We start from the raw sequence: 17100 nt of genomic DNA on the forward strand, positions 1-17100 counted from the left end.
CTTTTAACACTATGGCGCTGCGAACTGTTCGCCCGTCAAATATGCAAGGCTGCCAATATGCCAACGACTACGCCCAGACCACCCGCACCAAACATGGCGTATTCCAGCCATTTCTTTTTTGTCAACAAAGCAATAGCGGCCAGCGCAATGCAGACCTGCAGCACCGTGGTCGCTTGCGCCCAGCGGTGGTGCTGGTGCATTTGCTCGTCGCTTTTTTTGTCCCATTGTGTGGCGTCGGCCTCCAGCTTGTCCGCAATCACTTTAATGTCGTTCTTTTCCTTCTCGTAGCGGTCGATCTTGGCCTGGTACTTGACCTTCTCCTCCTCCCGCGCCGTGAGGTCGCGCGACACTTCGGCCAGCGACTGTTTGGTGCTCTTTGACTGGAAGTAGTTCCACTGGTTGGAGGCTTCCGTTTTCTTGATGGCCGCGTTGTTCTTGTACAGGCCGGCATTGGCCTGGGTCGCTCCACCCATGTAGCCAAAGATGGCGCCCACCGTGGCGATGATGGCGGTGAACATGGCAATCTGATTGATCATGCCGCCGCCCCCGTGGTCACCTCCGTGGCCGCCCGTTTGGGCGTGTTCCAGTTCGTGGTCGTGCGGGCCGTGCACGTGAAATCCGTGTCCTGACATGCTTAGTTTCCTTGGGTCAATGGAAGGGGTTGTGGGTTGCGCAAGCTTACGAAAGTAAAGCGCAAGCCTTGTGACGAGGTGTGGGTTTCGCGGGCGGTTTCCACCCACTGCGGGCCGAATTGTGGCGCAAATGCGTCGCCGTCGAAGTCGGCGTCGATCTCGGTCACCTCCGCCGTGTGCGCGTAGGGCAGGGCATGGGCATACATCTCGGCGCCGCCGATGATCCAGACGTGTTCGGATTGCTCGCAAAACGATAGCGCTTCACGCAGTCCCGACGAAGGCTTAGCTCCGGTTTCGCTCCAATTTTTCTGGCGGGTGACGACCACGTTGGTGCGTCCCGGCAGAGGGCGGAACCTGGGCGGCAGCGAATCCCAGGTCCTTCGGCCCATTATGACCGGGCAACCCATGGTCAGACGTTTGAAGTGCGCCAAGTCTTCTGGCAGGTGCCAGGGCAGTGCATTGTTCTTCCCGATGACGCCGTTGCGGGCCTTGGCGAAGATGATGTGCAACTGCATGCCGCCCCCTACACCGCCACCGGCGCCTTGATGGCGGGGTGGCATTCGTAGCCCAGCACCTCAAAATCTTCGTACTGGTAGTCGAAGATGGTGTCGGGCTTGCGCTTGATGTGGAGCGCGGGGTAGGCGTAGGGGGTGCGGCTGAGCTGCAGTGCCACCTGTTCTTTGTGGTTGCTGTAAATGTGGCAGTCGCCACCGGTCCAGATGAAATCGCCCACATCCAGGTCGCACTGTTGCGCCACCATGTGGGTCAGTAGCGCATAGCTGGCGATGTTGAAGGGCACGCCCAAAAAGATGTCGGCGCTGCGCTGGTACAGCTGGCAACTCAGTTTGCCTTTGCCGCCCGCCACCTCGGACGGTGCGACGTAAAACTGAAAGAAAGCATGGCAGGGCATCAGCGCCATCTTGTTCAGCTCGGCCACGTTCCAGGCGCTGACGATGATGCGGCGCGAATCGGGGTTGGTCTTGAGCGTTTGGATCACCTCGGCAATCTGGTCGATATGGCCGCCGTCCGGCGTGGGCCAGCTGCGCCACTGCACGCCATAGACCGGGCCCAGGTCACCGTCAGACTTGGCCCATTCGTCCCAGATGCTCACACCGCGTTCCTTGAGCCAGTTGTTGTTGCTCGATCCGGTCAGAAACCACAGCAGCTCCTGGATGATGGAGCGCAAGTGCACCTTCTTGGTGGTGACCAGCGGAAAGCCTTCATTCAGGTCAAAACGCATCTGGTAGCCAAAGACACTCTTTGTACCGGTGCCGGTGCGATCACCTTTGGCCACGCCCGTGGTGTCCACGTGGCGCATGAAGTCTTCGTATTGCTGTCGCACGGGATGGGGGGAGCTTGGCTGGGACATTGTGAGTGATACTCAGGATAGGATTCGTGAAGTCATTTTAAGCGGCCGAAGCGCCTCAGACCCGCACCACCCGTCCCGGGTTCATGAGGTTCTGCGGATCGAGCGCGCGCTTGATGGCCCGCATCAAATCCAGTGCTACGGGTGACTTGTAGTGCTCCAGCTTGTCCACTTTGAGGCTACCCACGCCATGTTCGGCCGAGATGGAGCCATTGAAGGCGGCCACCGAGTCAAACACCAGGGTGTTGACCTCTTCTTCGTGCTCCTGCAAAAAGATCGCCGCATCCATACCCTCTGGTGCTTGCACGTTGTAGTGCAGATTGCCGTCACCCAAGTGGCCAAAGTTGACCAGCCGCACGCCGGGGATGGCCTGCTGCAGCAAGGCATCGGTGGCGCGCACGAAATTAGGAATGCTGGACACCGGAATCGAGATGTCGTGCTTGATGTTCAAGCCCTCTTGCGCCTGCGCCAGGGGAATGCTTTCGCGGATATGCCAAAGCTGCTTGGCCTGTGACAGGTTTTCGGCCACCACGGCATCGGTGACGCAACCCTGGTCCAGCGCAGTTTCCAGCAGGCGCTCAAACTGGGTGCGGGCATCGGCCTCGGACGCATGGCCGGAGTTTTCCAGCAACACGCAAAACGGTGTGTCCAGATGCAGCGGCACCAGCAGCTGTGCAAAGTGCTTGGCCACCAGACTGAGCGCAAACTGGCCCATCACTTCAAAACCGGTGAGGCCTGCGCCCAGGTGCCGGTGGGCCAGCCCCAGCAGGCTGACCGCATCTTCCAGCGTGGGCACGGCAGCCCAGGCGGTCAATTGCGCCGTGGGCAGGGGGTAGAGCTTCAGGGTGGCGGCGGTGATGATGCCCAATGTGCCCTCCGACCCAATGTAGAGGTTACGCAGGTCGTAGCCCGTGTTGTCCTTGCGCAGCCCGGTCAGGCCTTGCCAGACCTCACCCTGGGCGGTGACCACTTCCAGCCCCAGGCACAGGTCGCGCGTGTTGCCGTAGCGCACCACCTGCGTGCCACCGGCATTGGTGGCCAGGTTGCCGCCGATGGTGCAGGTGCCTTCAGCCGCCAGGCTCAAGGGAAAGAGCAGATCGGCTTCTTCGGCGCGTTCCTGCAGGTTTTGCAGAATGCAGCCAGCCTCAACCGTCATGGTCATGTTGTCACTGTCCAGGTTGCGCACGGCATTCAGGCGTTGCAGGCTCAGCACGATTTGCCGCCCCGACAGGTCGGGTGTGCCACCCACCACCAAGCCGGTGTTGCCGCCTTGGGGCACCAGACTGACGCCACTGGCCGGGTTGGCCGTGCAAAATGCCGCGCAGGCTTTCACAATCTGCGCGACTTCTTCGGTGGAGGCGGGCCGCAGCACCGCCAGCGCCTTGCCGTGTGAGCGTTTGCGCCAGTCCTGTTCCCAGGCCGTCAGGTCGCCGTCGGTGTAGACGTGCGCGGCACCGACGATGTGGCGCAATTCGTTCAGCAGGCTTTGCATGGCGTCAACCTTTCTCGGTAACAGGGGCTGCAGCTTTGAGGCGCAGGCGAACGTGCAGGGCGCAAGCCACGAACAAGGTGAGGCACAGCACCACCTCGATCATGGCCAGGTAGTTGCTCGGCGCCTTGTCGCTGTAAGCGCGTACCACCCCTTCGGTAAAGTAAAGCCACACCAGCAGGCTTACCCAGCGGTAGGTGTACATGCGGTTTTTCAGCAAGCCGGCCAGCGGAATGCACAGAGGCAGCACTTTGAAGGCCAGCAAGAAGCCGCCCGGACGGATCGGAGCCAGGTAAAGTTCCCAGGCCAGGCCCAAAACGATGAGCCCGAGCAGGCTGCCCACGGCCAGAATACGGGTGGCCAGGACAGAGGGGGCGGGGGTGTTGTTTTCTGTAATCATTGGAGTGGCATCATAGCGGCCATGAGCTTGCCTTTCCCTCCGCCTCTTACTCCTGAATCCGCGCCCGGGCCGACCCTGGCGCAGCGCCTGGATGCCCTGCTGCAAAGTCTGTCGACATTTCCCTGGCGCAGCACGGCCCTCACCCTGCGCGAACGCTTCCGGGAAGACCGTCTGGGCCTGACCGCCAGCAGCCTGACTTTCACCACCACCATTGCCCTGGTTCCCTTGATCACGGTGGCGCTGGCTGTTTTCACGGCCTTTCCCATGTTCGCCAAATTTCAGGTTGTTTTGCAGAAGTGGCTGCTGGAGAGCCTGATTCCCGACAACATTGCGCGCCAGGTCATGGGTTACCTCACCCAGTTTGCCGGCCAGGCCAGCAAGCTGGGCTTTGCCGGGGTGGCGATTTTGTTCACCACGGCGCTGGCCTTGATCTTCACCATCGACCGCACCCTCAATGGCATCTGGCGCGTGCGCAAGCCGCGACCTTTTGGGCAACGGGTGCTGGTGTACTGGGCGGCGGTTACGTTGGGGCCCTTGCTGCTGGGGATCAGCTTGACGCTGACTTCCTACGCGGTGTCAGCCTCCAAAGGCGTGGTAAATGTGATGCCCGGCGGCGTGCAACTGCTGCTCGATACCTTGCAGTTCTTCCTGATGGCCAGCGGCATGGCCGCGATGTACCACTATGTACCCAACACCCAGGTGAAATGGGGGCACGCCTGGGTTGGCGGTCTGTTTGTGTCGTCTGGCTTTGAGGTGGCCAAGAAATTGCTGGCGCTTTATCTGGGCAAGGTGCCCACTTATTCGGTTTTGTACGGTGCCTTTGCCACCGTGCCCATTTTGCTCATCTGGATCTACGTGGCCTGGGTGATTGTGTTGCTCGGCGCTGTGATCACGGCCTATTTGCCCAGTCTGCTCTCGGGTTTGTCGCGCCGTGTCCGGTCGCCTGGCTTGCAGTTTCAGCTGGCGCTTGAAGCCTTGCAGCAGCTTGACCGCATCCGCCTGACCAGGGACAAGGGGCTGACGATCGCGCAAATGTCGGTGCTGCTGCGCGTGGATGCACTGCAGCTGGAGCCTGTCCTGGAAACCCTGTGCGAGTTGGACTGGATTGGTCTGCTTCAGGAAGAACGGGCCGATGAAAGCGCCCGCTACGTTTTGTTGGCAAATCCCGATACAACCCTGCTGGCGCCGCTGCTTGACGCGTTGCTGCTGCGTCAGGGTGAAACCACCGAAAATTTATGGAAAAACGGCCTCTGGCCCTCGTTGTTATTGCGTCAGGCGCTATAAATTCAGGAGTATTGGCGCGTATCACGCCGTGGCGAAGGGCGCAGCCAGAAAGCCCCGAAAGCGTGCCCGTCCGCCGCGCACCGGCGCCGCGGTGAGGCGGTAGGCGGGAAAGCGCTGCAGAAAGCGTCCGATGGCGATGCGCCCCTCCAGACGCGCCAGGCTCAGGCCTGCACACTGGTGAATGCCGAAGCCGAAGGCCAGGTGCTTGTTGTTGCTGCGCTCCAGATTGAGAATGTCCGCTTGCTCAAACTGCGCCGGGTCCCGGTTGGCGGCGCCAATGCACAGCGTGACCAAGGCACCTTCTGGCAGGTCCAGCCCCGCGATCTGACAAGCCCTGAGCGCACGCCGGTTGCCCAGCTGGTTGGACGACTCAAAGCGCAAAAATTCGTCCACGGCGAGGGTCAAACCCGTCTCTGGCCCTCGTGGATCATCTGCGCCTTGCTCCAGTTTTGAGAGCAGTTGAGTGCGTTGCCGGGGCCATTCCCGCAGGGTCACCAGCGCATTGCCGATCAGGTTGGTGGTGGTTTCGTGCCCGGCGTTGAGAATGAAAATGCAGTTTTGCAGCAGTTCGACTTCACTCAAAGTCTCGCCCGCTCCTGTGCCGTCAGCCGCGCGGGTGTTCTCGCCCTGAATCAGGCGCGTCAGCACGTCATGTTCGGGGTTGCCGGGGCGGCGTCGCCGCTCGGCCACCAGATCCTTGAGGTAGGCCAGCATGTCCAGCACGGCCTGGTTGCCCAGGGCTTCCTGTGCGGGCGTCAGCACCGGTTCCAGTGCCCCCAGAATGGCCAGCGACCAGGCGCGCAGCGGCCCTCGGTCGGCCAGGGGAACGCCCAGCAGATTGCCAATGATCTCCACCGGAATGGCCGAGGCAAAGTCCTCGATCAGGTCGCCGCCGCCTTTGACTTCTATGTCGCCCAGCAAGCGGTCCACCAGTGTGATCAGCCCCGGTTCCATGTCGGCGATGGCGCGACGGGTGAGGGCGCCCATGATGAGCTTGCGCACCCGTGTGTGCAACGGCGGGTCATTGAAAACCAGGCTGTTGGTGTGGTGTTCGAACAGCGGCGTGTGTGCCACCTCAGGCGAGTAAGGCGCGTGGTTGTATTTGGGTGAAAACTCCACCTTCTTGTCGGAGCTGAAATTCTGGGCGTCGCGGTACACCGCCACCAGATCGGCGTAGCGGGTCAGGAAATACGAGCCATCGGGCATGCGCCGTACCGGCTCACCGGCTTGCAACGCGGCGTACACCGGGTAGGGGTTGGCGTAAAAGTCGGCGGGCAGGGCACGCAGGTCAAACGAGGCTGCGATCTCCTGTGCCCGCTCGGTGGACATGGCGGGCGTCAGGCCCCATACATTTGCAGCAGACGTGCTCACGGCTTGAGAAACCCGGTCAGCGCTGTGAGCATGGGCTCGGGTGTTTCGCTCATCTGGTGATGCCCGCCGGGCAGGTAAACCACTTGGCCGTTGCGTGCCTTCTGGACCAGGACCTGTGCTGCCTTGGGCGGAGTCATCTGATCCACGCTGCCCAATACAAAGAGCACGGGACATTGCACCTGCTCCATCGCCGCCTCGCCATGGGTGTAGCTGTCACAGGCCTTGAACCCTGCATGGAAGAGATTGACGCGCGGGTTGCTGGCCAGCACGCGGCGCCCCAAAGCCATGGAGGCGCCGTAGACCCAGGTGCCGGGCCCCATGGACGAGGGTGGTGGCGCCAGGGTGGCGCGCGAAAACACGTTGACCATCTCCAGCGCCTTCATCGGCTCATTCAGGGATGCATCCAGCAGGGCCGGAGACACTTTCATGGGCGAGGCCGTGCCGACGAGCACCAACTGGCTGATCCGTTGCGGCGCACGGGCGGCGGTCTCCAGGGCGATCAGGGAGCCAAAGCTGTGGCCTACCAGCGCGGCCTTTTGCAGGCCGGCTGCATCCATCAGCGCGACGATGAAATCGGCGGCGTCTTCCACGGTTGCCGGTGGGTCACCAGCGCTACGGCAATGCCCGGGCAGGTCCAGAGCCAGCACGTTCCAGCCGTGATGGGCCAGATAACGGGTCTGCAAAATCCAGACGCTGTGGTCGTTCAGCACGCCGTGGATGAAGATGACCGTGGGCTTGGCGGCATCGAAGGGTTTGCCGCCGGTGTAGCAGTAGGTGGCGTGGCCATTGACATGCAAGTTCATACTGCTTTCTCCGCCACTTTGAGTGCCCGTTTCAGGTCCTCGATCAGGTCGTCCGGGTCTTCCAGGCCAATGCTCAGTCGGATCGTGCCCTGGGTGATGCCACCCGCAGCCAGTGCCTCATCGCTCATACGGAAATGAGTGGTGCTGGCGGGGTGAATCACCAGGCTGCGGCAATCGCCCACATTGGCCAGGTGACTGAAAATCTTGAGAGTTTCGACAAACTTCTTGCCCTGCTCGCGGCTGCCTTTGAGGTCGAAGCTGAATACCGAGCCGGCACCGCGGGGCAGCAGCTTTTGCGCCAGTGCGTGGCTTGGGTGGGTTTCCAGCAGGGGATGGCCCACACGCGACACAAACGCCTGGCTGGCCAGAAATTCCACGACCTTTTGGGTGTTGCTCATGTGGCGCTCCATGCGCAGAGACAGGGTCTCAATCCCCTGCAAGATCAACCATGCCGAGTGAGGACTCATGCAGGCGCCAAAGTCGCGCAGGCCTTCACGCCGGGCCCGCAGCAGGAAGGCGCCCACGGTGGACTCCTCGCTGAACACCATGTTGTGAAAGCCGGCATAGGGCGTGGTGAGTTCGGGGAATTTGCCGGATTTGTCCCAGTCAAAGTTGCCGCCGTCCACCACAATGCCGCCAATCACCGTGCCATGGCCGCTCAGGAACTTGGTGGCCGAGTGATAGACCAGATCGGCCCCGTGGTCGAAGGGCTTGATCAGCCAGGGCGATGTGAGGGTGGAGTCCACCAGCAGCGGCACACCGGCCTCGTGGGCTATGGAGGAGACCGTGGCAATGTCCAGCACATCCAGTCCGGGGTTGCCCACGGTTTCGCCGAAAAACAGTTTGGTGTTGGGACGCACGGCGGCACGCCAGCCATCGATGTCGCCGGGTTTGACAAAGGTCGTCTCGATCCCGAAGCGACGCATGGTGTAGTGCAGCAGGTTTTGCGACCCGCCATACAGCGCGGTGGACGCCACAATGTGCGCGCCCGCGCCCATCAGCGTGGCCACACTCAGGTGCAACGCCGCCTGACCGCTGGCCGTGGTGATGGCGCCAATGCCGCCTTCCAGAGCCGACACCCGTTGTTCCAGGACGGCGTTGGTCGGGTTGCTGATGCGGGAATACACATGCCCCGCGCGCTCCAGGTTGAACAGCGACGCGGCGTGGTCGCTGGACTCGAATACGAAGGAGGTGGTGAGGTGAATCGGCACAGCGCGTGCACCGGTGGCTGGATCGGGCGCGGCACCCGCGTGCAAGGCCAGTGTGTCGAAGCCGGGGTCTGAGTAGCCGGGCATGGAGTTCCTTCAGGTTAAGAGGCAGACCTTCGGTTCTGTCCTCTTGGGGGCGGGATAGACGGCAATATCTATGTCTTATTGTGGGCTATTATTCTCCTCACAACAGGACAATAAGCAGCCAAGAGGGGAAATATGAAAGTAAGCGATATTTTGCGAGTCAAGGGCAGTACCCTTTACACCGCCACGCCGGACGAGCCATTGGCGCGGGCGCTGGATTTGATGGCAGAAAAGGACATTGGCTCGCTGGTGGTGATGGAGCATGGCGATCTGGTCGGCATGCTGACGTTTCGGGAGGTGATCCAGACGCTGGTGAAAAACGGCGGCACCATTGGCTCCACCGTGGTTCGCACGGCGATGGACGATGCCCCCCTGACCTGCACCATGGAGACTGAAATCGACGAAATTCGTCGCATGATGCTGGACCGCCATGCCCGCTATATGCCGGTGATGGACAGCCGAATGCTGATGGGCGTGATCAGTTTTTACGACGTAGCCAAGACCGTTGTCGACAGCCAGAATTTCGAAAACAAGATGCTCAAGGCCTATATCCAGGACTGGCCGGAGCAGGACGGAACCCCGACCCGGAACTGAGGTGTCTTGCGCTCTGGGATAATCACCCACCATGAGCGGCAACACCTTCGGAAATCTATTCGCAGTCACCAATTTTGGTGAATCCCACGGCCCGGCTATTGGCTGTGTCATCGACGGCTGCCCACCGGGCATGGTCTTGAGCGAGGCCGATATCCAGCCCGATCTGGATCGCCGTCGCCCCGGCACCTCCAAATTTGTCACCCAGCGCAATGAGCCGGATGCAGTTGAAATCCTGTCCGGCGTCTATGAGGGAAAGACCACCGGTACGCCGATTTGCCTGTTGATCAAAAACACGGACCAGCGCAGCAAGGATTACGGCAACATCCTGGAGTCGTTTCGTCCGGGCCATGCCGACTACACCTATTTTCAAAAATACGGTATCCGTGATCCCCGGGGTGGCGGTCGTTCGTCGGCTCGCCTGACGGCGCCCATGGTGGCAGCCGGTGCCGTGGCCAAGAAATGGCTTTTTGAGCGCTATGGCACGGTGTTTCGCGGCTGCATGACGCAGATTGGCGAACAAATGATTGGATTTGAGTCCTGGGACTTTGTGCCCCAAAACCCGTTTTTTGCGCCAGTGGCGGATGTCTCCGCACTGGAAGCCTATATGGAGGCCCTACGCAAGGCGGGGGATTCATGCGGGGCTCGCCTGCGGGTCTCGGCATCCCATGTGCCGGTGGGGCTGGGTGAGCCCTTGTTTGACAAGATGGACTCCGACATTGCCTATGCCATGATGGGTATCAACGCCGTCAAGGGCGTGGAAATCGGCGCCGGCTTTGCCAGCGTGACACAACGCGGCACCACCCATGGCGATTCACTCTCGCCCCAGGGTTTCAGGTCCAACAATGCAGGCGGTGTTCTGGGTGGCATCAGCACGGGCCAGGACCTGGAGGTGTCGATTGCCATCAAGCCCACCAGTTCCATCATCACGCCGCGCGAATCGATTGACACGGCGGGAAATGCCACCGAGGTCATCACCAAGGGGCGGCACGATCCCTGTGTGGGCATTCGCGCCACGCCGATCGCCGAGGCCATGCTGGCGCTGGTGGTGATGGAGCATGCATTGCGCGACCGGGCACAGTGCGGCGACGTGGCGGTCAGCCTGAAGCCCATCAAAGCATCGGTTTGACAGCCTTCAGGGTTTGGCGTCTACGGCATCCAGCCACTTCTGCCAGGGATTGAAGCCGGTGACCAGTGCACTGGCCAGCAGCACCAGCGCACCACCGGCATAAATGCCGGTGCTGAGCTGCTCCCCCAGGAACAGGTGTCCCCAGGTCACCCCAAACACCGGGATCATGAAGGTGGGGCTCATGGCAGCCACTGGCGACACGTGCACCATGAGGCGAATGTGCAGCCAGTAAGCCAGCCCGGACGTCACAACGCCCATCACGGCCACCGCCGCCAGGGCAACAGGGGTGAAATTGGCTTGCGGCCAGCTCCAGACCGCACCTGGCAGCAGCATCACAAGCGACACAGCATGAATACCCGCCGCAATCTCCAGGGGTTGCATGCGGGAGATGGCGCGCTTCATCAGCGGGGTCGAAATGCCATAGCAGGCCGATGCCACGGTGCAGGTGAGCGCCGCCAGAATGACGGGCCGGGTGGGGTGAATCGGTCCCAAGCCGACGATCAAGGCCACGCCAACCAGCCCGCAGATACAGCCAATGATTTTGCGCAGCGTCAGGGTGTCCTCCTTCATCCATGCTGCGGCAAATATGCCGAACACGACCGCCGTGCAGTTGAGCAGGGCACTGTAGCCGGCCGGCAGTTGTAGCGCCGCCCAGGCAAACAGCAAGAACGGAAACGCAACGGACAGGGCGCCGAGCAAGGCCAGTTCACGCCAGTGCCCGATGGGCCAGCGGTGGCGCATGACGCGCATCAGGACAGCCAGGGTCAGCGTTGCCACGCCAATGCGCAGAGCCGCCAGCACATTCGGTCCCAGCAAGGGACTGGCAATGCGGATCAGCATGAAAGAGGCACCCCAAAGGGCGGACAGCGCAACGAGCTGTGCAAAGTATTTGGTTTTCACGGAGGTCTTATTGTGCTTCAAGCAAGGGTTTCCCCGGGTCCCCTTGGCGTCTGCGGGTGCTGAAGCAAAACATCAGGGTTGTTGGGCTTGATCAACAGGCACCCGGTGGAGAGCACCGATAATCGGGCGAGGGCGGCACAAGCGCTGTCCTCCAACTGATTATTGGAACGTCTGTATGAAAACTGCCTTGATTCTGAATGGCCCCAACCTGAACCTGCTGGGAACGCGTGAACCGGCGGTGTATGGCGCTCAAACGTTGGCCGATGTGGAAGTTCTTTGCGCGCAGGCTTGCGCCACCCACGGTTTCGCACTGGATTTTCGCCAGAGCAACCACGAAGGCCAGTTGGTGGACTGGTTGCATGAGGCTGGGCGGCTGCAAACGGCCGGTACCCTGGCGGGTGTTGTCCTGAATGCGGGGGCCTACACGCACACCTCGGTGGCGCTGCATGACGCCATCAAAGGCACAGGCATCACCCTGGTTGAGTTGCACATCTCCAACGTGTTTGCCCGTGAGGATTTTCGCCATCACTCCTTCATTTCTGCGGCTGCCAGGTCTGTGATGTGCGGATTCGGCGTGGCTGGTTATGCCCTGGCCATCGCCGGTCTGGCGGGCATGCAAACAGGTTTCTGACATGGCTTTGAGAACTCCAGAACTTTTGGCCCCGGCCGGCTCGCTCACGATGCTGGAAACGGCCATGGCTTTCGGCGCAACTGCGGTGTATGCCGGTCAACCGCGCTATTCGCTGCGCGTGCGCAACAACGACTTTGGCAATATCGATGTGTTGAAACAGGGCGTGGATCGAGCCCATGCGCTGGGCAACAAGTTCTATCTGGTGTCCAATATTTTCCCGCATGACAACAAGATCAAGAGCTATGTGCAGAACATGGCGCCTGTCATTGCGCTCAAGCCGGATGCGATGATCATGTCCGATCCTGGCCTCATCATGATGGTGCGCGAGACTTGGCCCGAAATGGAAATTCACCTCTCGGTGCAGGCCAATACCGTCAATTCAGCGGCCGTGCGCTTCTGGAAAAGCGCGGGTGTCAGTCGCGTCATTCTGTCGCGTGAACTTTCGCTGGACCAGGTGGCGCAGATTCGCCAGGAATGCCCGGACACCGAGCTTGAAGTGTTCGTGCATGGTGCGTTGTGCATTGCCTATTCGGGCCGCTGCCTGCTGTCGGGTTATTTCAATCACCGCGACGCCAACCAGGGCAGTTGTACGAACTCGTGCCGCTGGGATTACAAGACCCAAGCTGGTGTGGTCGATGCGTCGGGAGACATTCTGGCGCCCCAGGCGGCGGCGCAGAGGGAGCGCGCCGAGGTCTATGTGATGGAGGAAAGCCAGCGCCCGGGTAGTTACATGCCGATTGAAGAGGACGAGCACGGCACCTACGTGATGAACTCCAAAGACCTGCGCGCCATCGAACACGTGAAGCGACTGGTTGAAATTGGCGTCGATTCGCTCAAGATCGAGGGGCGGACCAAGAGCCCCTATTACGTGGCCCGAACTGCGCAAACCTATCGGCAGGCCATTGATGACGCCGTGGCGGGTCGAGAGTTGGACCCCGCTTTGCTGGGCCAGCTCGAAGGCCTGGCGAACCGGGGCTACACCTCGGGATTTTTTCAGCGTCACACCCCGGAGTCCACCCAGAATTACCTGCGCGGCTATTCCGAGTCGGGACGCAGCTTGTATGTGGGTGATGTGGTGTCCTTTGACGCAGTGCGTGGCCTGGCGCAGGTTGCAGTGAAGAATCGCTTTGCTTCGGACGATCTGCTGGAAATCATCCACCCCACTGGAAATCACGATTTTCGGGTGGGGCGCATTGAGAACGCGCAAGGCGAGTCTGTGACTGTGGCGCCGGGCAGTGGCCATACGGTCTGGCTGGCGCTACCTGCCCATGCGGTGGGCGCTTTTGTAGCGCGGTACGTGGCGGAGTCTGAACTGCGCAGCCCAGCCGTTCCTGCCTCGGCCTGATCGAACGGCGAAGCGGATTTGTCATGGTCGAATCCGCTTCTTTGCCCTTGTTGAACATCAGCGAAGCTGAGGTCGAGATCACGGCCATCAGGGCGCAAGGGGCGGGTGGGCAAAATGTCAACAAGGTGTCCAGCGCGATACACCTGCGCTTTGACATCCCCGCTTCATCCCTGCCCGAGGATGTCAAAGAGCGCCTGCTGGCACTGCATGACAGCCGTATCAGCAAGGCTGGCGTACTGGCTATCAAGGCGCAACAGCACCGTACGCAGGAGATGAATCGGCTCGATGCTTTTTTGCGATTGCATGAGTTGGTGAACAGCGTTGCCTTGCCACCCAGGATCAGGCGTCCAACCAAGCCCAGCTATGCTTCAAGGCAAAGACTTCGGACCGCGAAAAGTCAGCGCTCAGAAACCAAAGCCCTGCGGGGGCGGGTCAAGGAATAGTCTTCCTCCGGTAGACCGCTATTTCATTTTGTCCATGCCGGACATGTGCTCTTCCATCAATTTCATGTGTTCTTCCATGAGCTTTTGCCGCTCTGCCGGGTCTTTGGATTGCTTGATGCGAGCCATCTGATCCTTCATCTTTTGCATGCGCTCGCCCATGGCGTGCATGCCTCCCTTGCTGACAGTGCTTGTTTCCGTACTGGCCCGATGGGCTGAATGATCGACGGGTGGTATGTTTGCACACCCCCATAACGACAAGACTGTGGCGACAAGCAGTGTGGACAGGCGAATGTTCATAAAAATACCCTTTCGTTTGCGTAACCCATTGGATACCTGCGGGCGTAATTCAAATTGATCGATATCAAGAGTGTGCATTGAATGCACAATACTGGATCTTGTTTGAATCAATTCCAGTCCATATGACCTGTGCCCTGGCGCCCCAGCTCCTGGAGTGACGAGATCCATCATCCTCGATAAGTGATAAATGACGAAAATTTGGCAAATTGTTGTTGTTGCGTGGCTGCTCGCATGGGCTGGCCCTGGGTTGACCATGTCGGTGGTTTTCATCAATCCCGGCAAATCGGATGAGGCCTATTGGGTAACCGCGGCCCGCGCCATGGAGGCCTCGGCGCGCAGTCTTGACATGCAACTGGAAGTCATGTACGCAGAGCGCGATCACCCGCGCCAGGTGGTTTTTGCGCAGCAACTGGCGCAACGGCCCAAGGCCCAACGCCCCGACTATGTGATCATGTCCAATGACTACGGGGTTGGCAACGAGCTTGTTCGCATTCTGGATGGTGCAGGTATCAAGACTTTTTTTGCGTTCAGTTCCATCGATGATCCCAAAGAGCGTGAGCAGACCGGCGGACCACGCGAGCGCTTCAAAGGCTGGCTGGGGTCGCTTGAGCCCCGGGCCGAGGAGGCCGGGTATCTGACAGCCCGCGCCTTGATCGAGCGGGGGCGCAAGGATGGGGCACGTTCATCGGATGGCAAGCTGCACCTGATTGCATTGGCAGGGGATCGTTCAACGCCGTCCTCCATCCTGCGCACCGCCGGAATGCACCGTGCGGTGGCAGAGGTCCCGGACGTGGTCCTTGATCAGGAGGTGTTTGCCAGCTGGAACCGTGACAAGGCTGCTGAGCAGAGTACTTGGCTATTTGAGCGTTATCCATCGGCACGGCTGGTTTGGGCCGGCAATGACTTGATGGCCTTTGGCGCCATGCAAAGCTGGGAAAAACGAGGCGGTAAACCTGGACACGATGCCTGGTTCAGCGGAATCAATACTTCCAGCGAGGCCATGCAAGCGGTGCAGACGGGACGCCTGGCTGCGTTGGCCGGGGGGCATTTCATTGCAGGTGCCTGGGCACTGGTGCTGTTGTACGACTATCACCATGGCCGGGATTTTTTGAGCGAGGGCCTGGAAATGAAGCAGTCCATGTTCATGCTGTTTGCACCCCATGAGGCGGCCCGCTTCCAGTCCCGGTTTGGCGATTTGAAGTTTGACCAGGTGAACTTCCGGCGTTTCAGCAAGGTGCTCAATCCGAATTTGAAACGGTATGACTTCAACTTTCGTCAGTTGATGCGATAGATCCAGGATGCCGAGATGAACATGGAGCCGATTCGGCCGATAACCAGCACATTGATACGACGCACCTTGGGTTGGGCGTTGTTGTGCGCACTTGTCATTGGCAGTTTGCAGGCATGGCTGACTTACGAAAGTGTCCAAAGCAGTTTCAAGAGGGCTGTGCGCGATGTGGCCGATACACACGTACCGCTGCTGTCGCTTGCAGTGTGGGACATCGAACCCAGGACCATTCAGCGGCAAATCAACCTGGTGCTGGAGAGTCCGCATATTGGTTATGTCATGCTGAAAGTCAGTACGGGTCAGGTGTTTGAAGGAGCGAAATCTGCAGACCGGGCGCGCGCCACGCCGTTCATTTTCAACATTCCACCGCCCAATCGCACAGAAGGCTCGTTGGGAACCCTGGAGTTGGTGGCTGATATGCAGGCGCTTTATCGCGAAGTCTTGCACAGCGTCGCTCTGGTCCTGCTGCAGTGTCTGGTCCTGACGGCACTTGTGCTGGGCATGGTGGTAACCATCCTGCGCCGGGATCTGGAGCGGCCGATGCGCAGACTGGCCGACTTTGTGACCAGTTTGAAGGCAGACAACCTGACGGTGCCTTTGAAGCTGGGGCGGGCGCCCGGTCACGCCTATGATGAAATTGACTTGGTGGTTGATGGATTCAAGACCTTGCAAGCAAGCATTCATCGGCATATTTCGACGCTGGACGCCGAAGTGCTGGAGCGTACGCGCCAGCTGGAGGCCGCGCTGGCCTCGCTCAAAACCATGTCCGCACTGGATCCTTTGACAGGTTGTTTCAACCGTATGCTGTTCAATGAACGCTTTCCGGGCGAAATGAACCGCGCGCAGCGTTACGGTCATCCTTTGTCCATCATCTTTTGCGACGCGGACGCCTTCAAGTCCATCAACGATGGGCACGGTCATTTGGTGGGGGACCGGGTGCTCTCCATGCTCGGCGCTTGTCTGCAGAAGGAATTGCGCACGGACATCGATTGGGTCGCACGTTTTGGCGGAGAAGAATTTGTCGTCGTTTTACCTGAAACGCCGCTGCAGGCTGCACTGGACATTGCCGAGCGATTGCGTCGCGACGTGGCGCAGCGGATCCGGCTGACTCTGCACGACGACTTCGAACTCAGCGTGACGGCCAGTTTCGGTGTCGCTCAATGGCAATCCGAGGAACCCATGGAATTGCTGCTGCAAAGAGCCGATGAATGGCTTTATGCAGCGAAAAAGAACGGGAGAAATCAGGTGCAACCGGTTCGCCAGTGATCATTTGGATGGCTCCGGTCTCAGCTATGGTTCGGTGTGTGACGGGTCAGGTACACCGACGAAGTGGCGGTGGCGGTCAGGTCTCCGTTGTCATTGAACAGTTCAGCCCGCAGATAGCCGACCGTTTTTCCAAGCTTCACGATGGAGCCTACTGCTGTGTGCTTGCCGGCGCGGCTGGGCCTTAAAAAGCTGACATTGATGTCGATGGAAGACGGGTTGGTGCGAAATTTTTCGGCTGCGATGGTCACATGGGCCATGGCCGCGTCGAGCATCGCGGTCACATAGCCCCCTTGCACGATATTGACGGAGTGACAGCAGTTCAGTCCGGGTTCAAATTGCATGGAGAGCTGGTTTTTTTCCGGAAGATACTCCACAACCTTGCCATTGAGTGTCTCCACGCACGCAGGTCTTTGCTGGTTGAGCAATGCAATGATTTCGTCAATGGTCATGGGTATCCTGTCAGGGTTGATCGGTTGTCGGACAGTTTATCTGGATAAGCTCATCCTCGCGCCTTAGGGGATGGGTTCTTGATAGCGATGACTCATAATGGCTCAAGCTGTCCGGTGGTCCAGT

Annotated in this window: 19 protein-coding genes; 8 read left to right on the forward strand and 11 right to left on the reverse strand. The window is 59.9% G+C overall.

The annotated features are described in order from the left end of the window. Positions 1-35: 35 nt before the first annotated feature. Genes IV109_RS16090 through IV109_RS16110 form a run of 5 tightly spaced genes read right to left on the reverse strand, consistent with a single transcriptional unit; the run spans position 36 to position 3887 of the window. On the reverse strand, positions 36-632 hold the full coding sequence (locus IV109_RS16090) for a DUF4337 domain-containing protein (RefSeq protein ID WP_296698850.1): 597 nt from the start codon (positions 630-632) through the stop codon (positions 36-38). A gap of 2 nt (positions 633-634) precedes the next feature. Continuing rightward, the gene (locus IV109_RS16095; RefSeq protein WP_296698855.1) at positions 635-1147 is read right to left on the reverse strand and encodes a dihydrofolate reductase; all 513 of its coding nucleotides are present in this window, start codon (positions 1145-1147) and stop codon (positions 635-637) included. A gap of 8 nt (positions 1148-1155) precedes the next feature. Next, the gene (locus IV109_RS16100; RefSeq protein WP_296698859.1) at positions 1156-2001 is read right to left on the reverse strand and encodes a thymidylate synthase; all 846 of its coding nucleotides are present in this window, start codon (positions 1999-2001) and stop codon (positions 1156-1158) included. A gap of 55 nt (positions 2002-2056) precedes the next feature. Next, positions 2057-3490: an FAD-binding oxidoreductase gene (locus IV109_RS16105; RefSeq protein ID WP_296698864.1), complete on the reverse strand. Its 1434-nt coding sequence runs from the start codon at positions 3488-3490 to the stop codon at positions 2057-2059. A gap of 4 nt (positions 3491-3494) precedes the next feature. Beyond that, positions 3495-3887: a DUF2069 domain-containing protein gene (locus IV109_RS16110; RefSeq protein WP_296698868.1), complete on the reverse strand. Its 393-nt coding sequence runs from the start codon at positions 3885-3887 to the stop codon at positions 3495-3497. A 21-nt stretch (positions 3888-3908) separates the two neighbouring features. Between IV109_RS16110 and IV109_RS16115 the strand changes: the two genes are divergently transcribed. Further along, on the forward strand, positions 3909-5171 hold the full coding sequence (locus IV109_RS16115) for a YhjD/YihY/BrkB family envelope integrity protein (RefSeq protein WP_296698872.1): 1263 nt from the start codon (positions 3909-3911) through the stop codon (positions 5169-5171). Between the two features lie 21 nt (positions 5172-5192). On the opposite strand, the gene IV109_RS16120 is transcribed toward IV109_RS16115, so the two are convergent. The 3 genes from IV109_RS16120 to IV109_RS16130 are packed head-to-tail and all read right to left on the reverse strand — an operon-like array spanning position 5193 to position 8640. Further along, entirely contained in the window at positions 5193-6500 is a 1308-nt protein-coding gene (locus IV109_RS16120; protein WP_296699119.1) for a cytochrome P450, read from the reverse strand. 38 nt (positions 6501-6538) lie between these two features. Further along, positions 6539-7345, reverse strand: a complete 807-nt coding sequence (locus IV109_RS16125) for an alpha/beta hydrolase (protein ID WP_296698879.1) — start codon at positions 7343-7345, stop codon at positions 6539-6541. Further along, complete coding sequence (locus tag IV109_RS16130) at positions 7342-8640, reverse strand: O-acetylhomoserine aminocarboxypropyltransferase (protein WP_296698882.1); 1299 nt, start codon at positions 8638-8640, stop codon at positions 7342-7344. Before IV109_RS16130 ends, IV109_RS16125 begins: the two co-directional genes overlap by 4 nt. A 132-nt stretch (positions 8641-8772) precedes the next feature. Here IV109_RS16130 and IV109_RS16135 point away from each other — a divergent pair, with 132 nt between their 5' ends. After that, complete coding sequence (locus tag IV109_RS16135; RefSeq protein ID WP_296698884.1) at positions 8773-9231, forward strand: CBS domain-containing protein; 459 nt, start codon at positions 8773-8775, stop codon at positions 9229-9231. A gap of 31 nt (positions 9232-9262) precedes the next feature. Next, complete coding sequence (gene aroC / locus IV109_RS16140) at positions 9263-10357, forward strand: chorismate synthase (protein WP_296698887.1); 1095 nt, start codon at positions 9263-9265, stop codon at positions 10355-10357. Positions 10358-10363: 6 nt separating this feature from the next. Here aroC and IV109_RS16145 read toward each other — a convergent pair whose 3' ends face one another. Beyond that, a complete protein-coding gene (locus tag IV109_RS16145) occupies positions 10364-11257 on the reverse strand; it encodes a DMT family transporter (RefSeq protein WP_296698890.1) in 894 nt (297 codons plus the stop codon). A 175-nt stretch (positions 11258-11432) separates the two neighbouring features. Here IV109_RS16145 and aroQ point away from each other — a divergent pair, with 175 nt between their 5' ends. The 3 genes from aroQ to arfB are packed head-to-tail and all read left to right on the forward strand — an operon-like array spanning position 11433 to position 13676. Then, on the forward strand, positions 11433-11888 hold the full coding sequence (gene aroQ / locus IV109_RS16150) for a type II 3-dehydroquinate dehydratase (protein ID WP_296698893.1): 456 nt from the start codon (positions 11433-11435) through the stop codon (positions 11886-11888). Position 11889: 1 nt separating this feature from the next. Beyond that, the gene (gene yegQ / locus IV109_RS16155) at positions 11890-13233 is read left to right on the forward strand and encodes a tRNA 5-hydroxyuridine modification protein YegQ (protein ID WP_296698896.1); all 1344 of its coding nucleotides are present in this window, start codon (positions 11890-11892) and stop codon (positions 13231-13233) included. A 23-nt stretch (positions 13234-13256) separates the two neighbouring features. Beyond that, positions 13257-13676: an alternative ribosome rescue aminoacyl-tRNA hydrolase ArfB gene (gene arfB, locus IV109_RS16160; protein ID WP_296698899.1), complete on the forward strand. Its 420-nt coding sequence runs from the start codon at positions 13257-13259 to the stop codon at positions 13674-13676. 18 nt (positions 13677-13694) lie between these two features. On the opposite strand, the gene IV109_RS16165 is transcribed toward arfB, so the two are convergent. Beyond that, positions 13695-14243 (reverse strand): hypothetical protein, encoded by a 549-nt coding sequence (locus IV109_RS16165; protein WP_296698903.1) that lies wholly within the window; start codon positions 14241-14243, stop codon positions 13695-13697. Here IV109_RS16165 and IV109_RS16170 point away from each other — a divergent pair. Next, positions 14227-15264 carry an ABC transporter substrate-binding protein gene (locus tag IV109_RS16170; protein WP_296698906.1) on the forward strand — a complete coding sequence of 346 codons (1038 nt, stop codon included), beginning with the start codon at positions 14227-14229 and terminating at the stop codon, positions 15262-15264. The two genes, IV109_RS16165 and IV109_RS16170, sit on opposite strands and share 17 nt — an antisense overlap. Positions 15265-15279: 15 nt before the next feature. After that, complete coding sequence (locus IV109_RS16175; protein ID WP_296698910.1) at positions 15280-16527, forward strand: diguanylate cyclase; 1248 nt, start codon at positions 15280-15282, stop codon at positions 16525-16527. Between the two features lie 20 nt (positions 16528-16547). Here IV109_RS16175 and IV109_RS16180 read toward each other — a convergent pair whose 3' ends face one another. Beyond that, positions 16548-16976 carry a PaaI family thioesterase gene (locus tag IV109_RS16180; RefSeq protein ID WP_296698915.1) on the reverse strand — a complete coding sequence of 143 codons (429 nt, stop codon included), beginning with the start codon at positions 16974-16976 and terminating at the stop codon, positions 16548-16550. Positions 16977-17100: the final 124 nt, after the last annotated feature.

The sequence above is a fragment of the Rhodoferax sp. genome, assembly GCF_018780565.1.
GTDB lineage: Bacteria > Pseudomonadota > Gammaproteobacteria > Burkholderiales > Burkholderiaceae_C > Rhodoferax.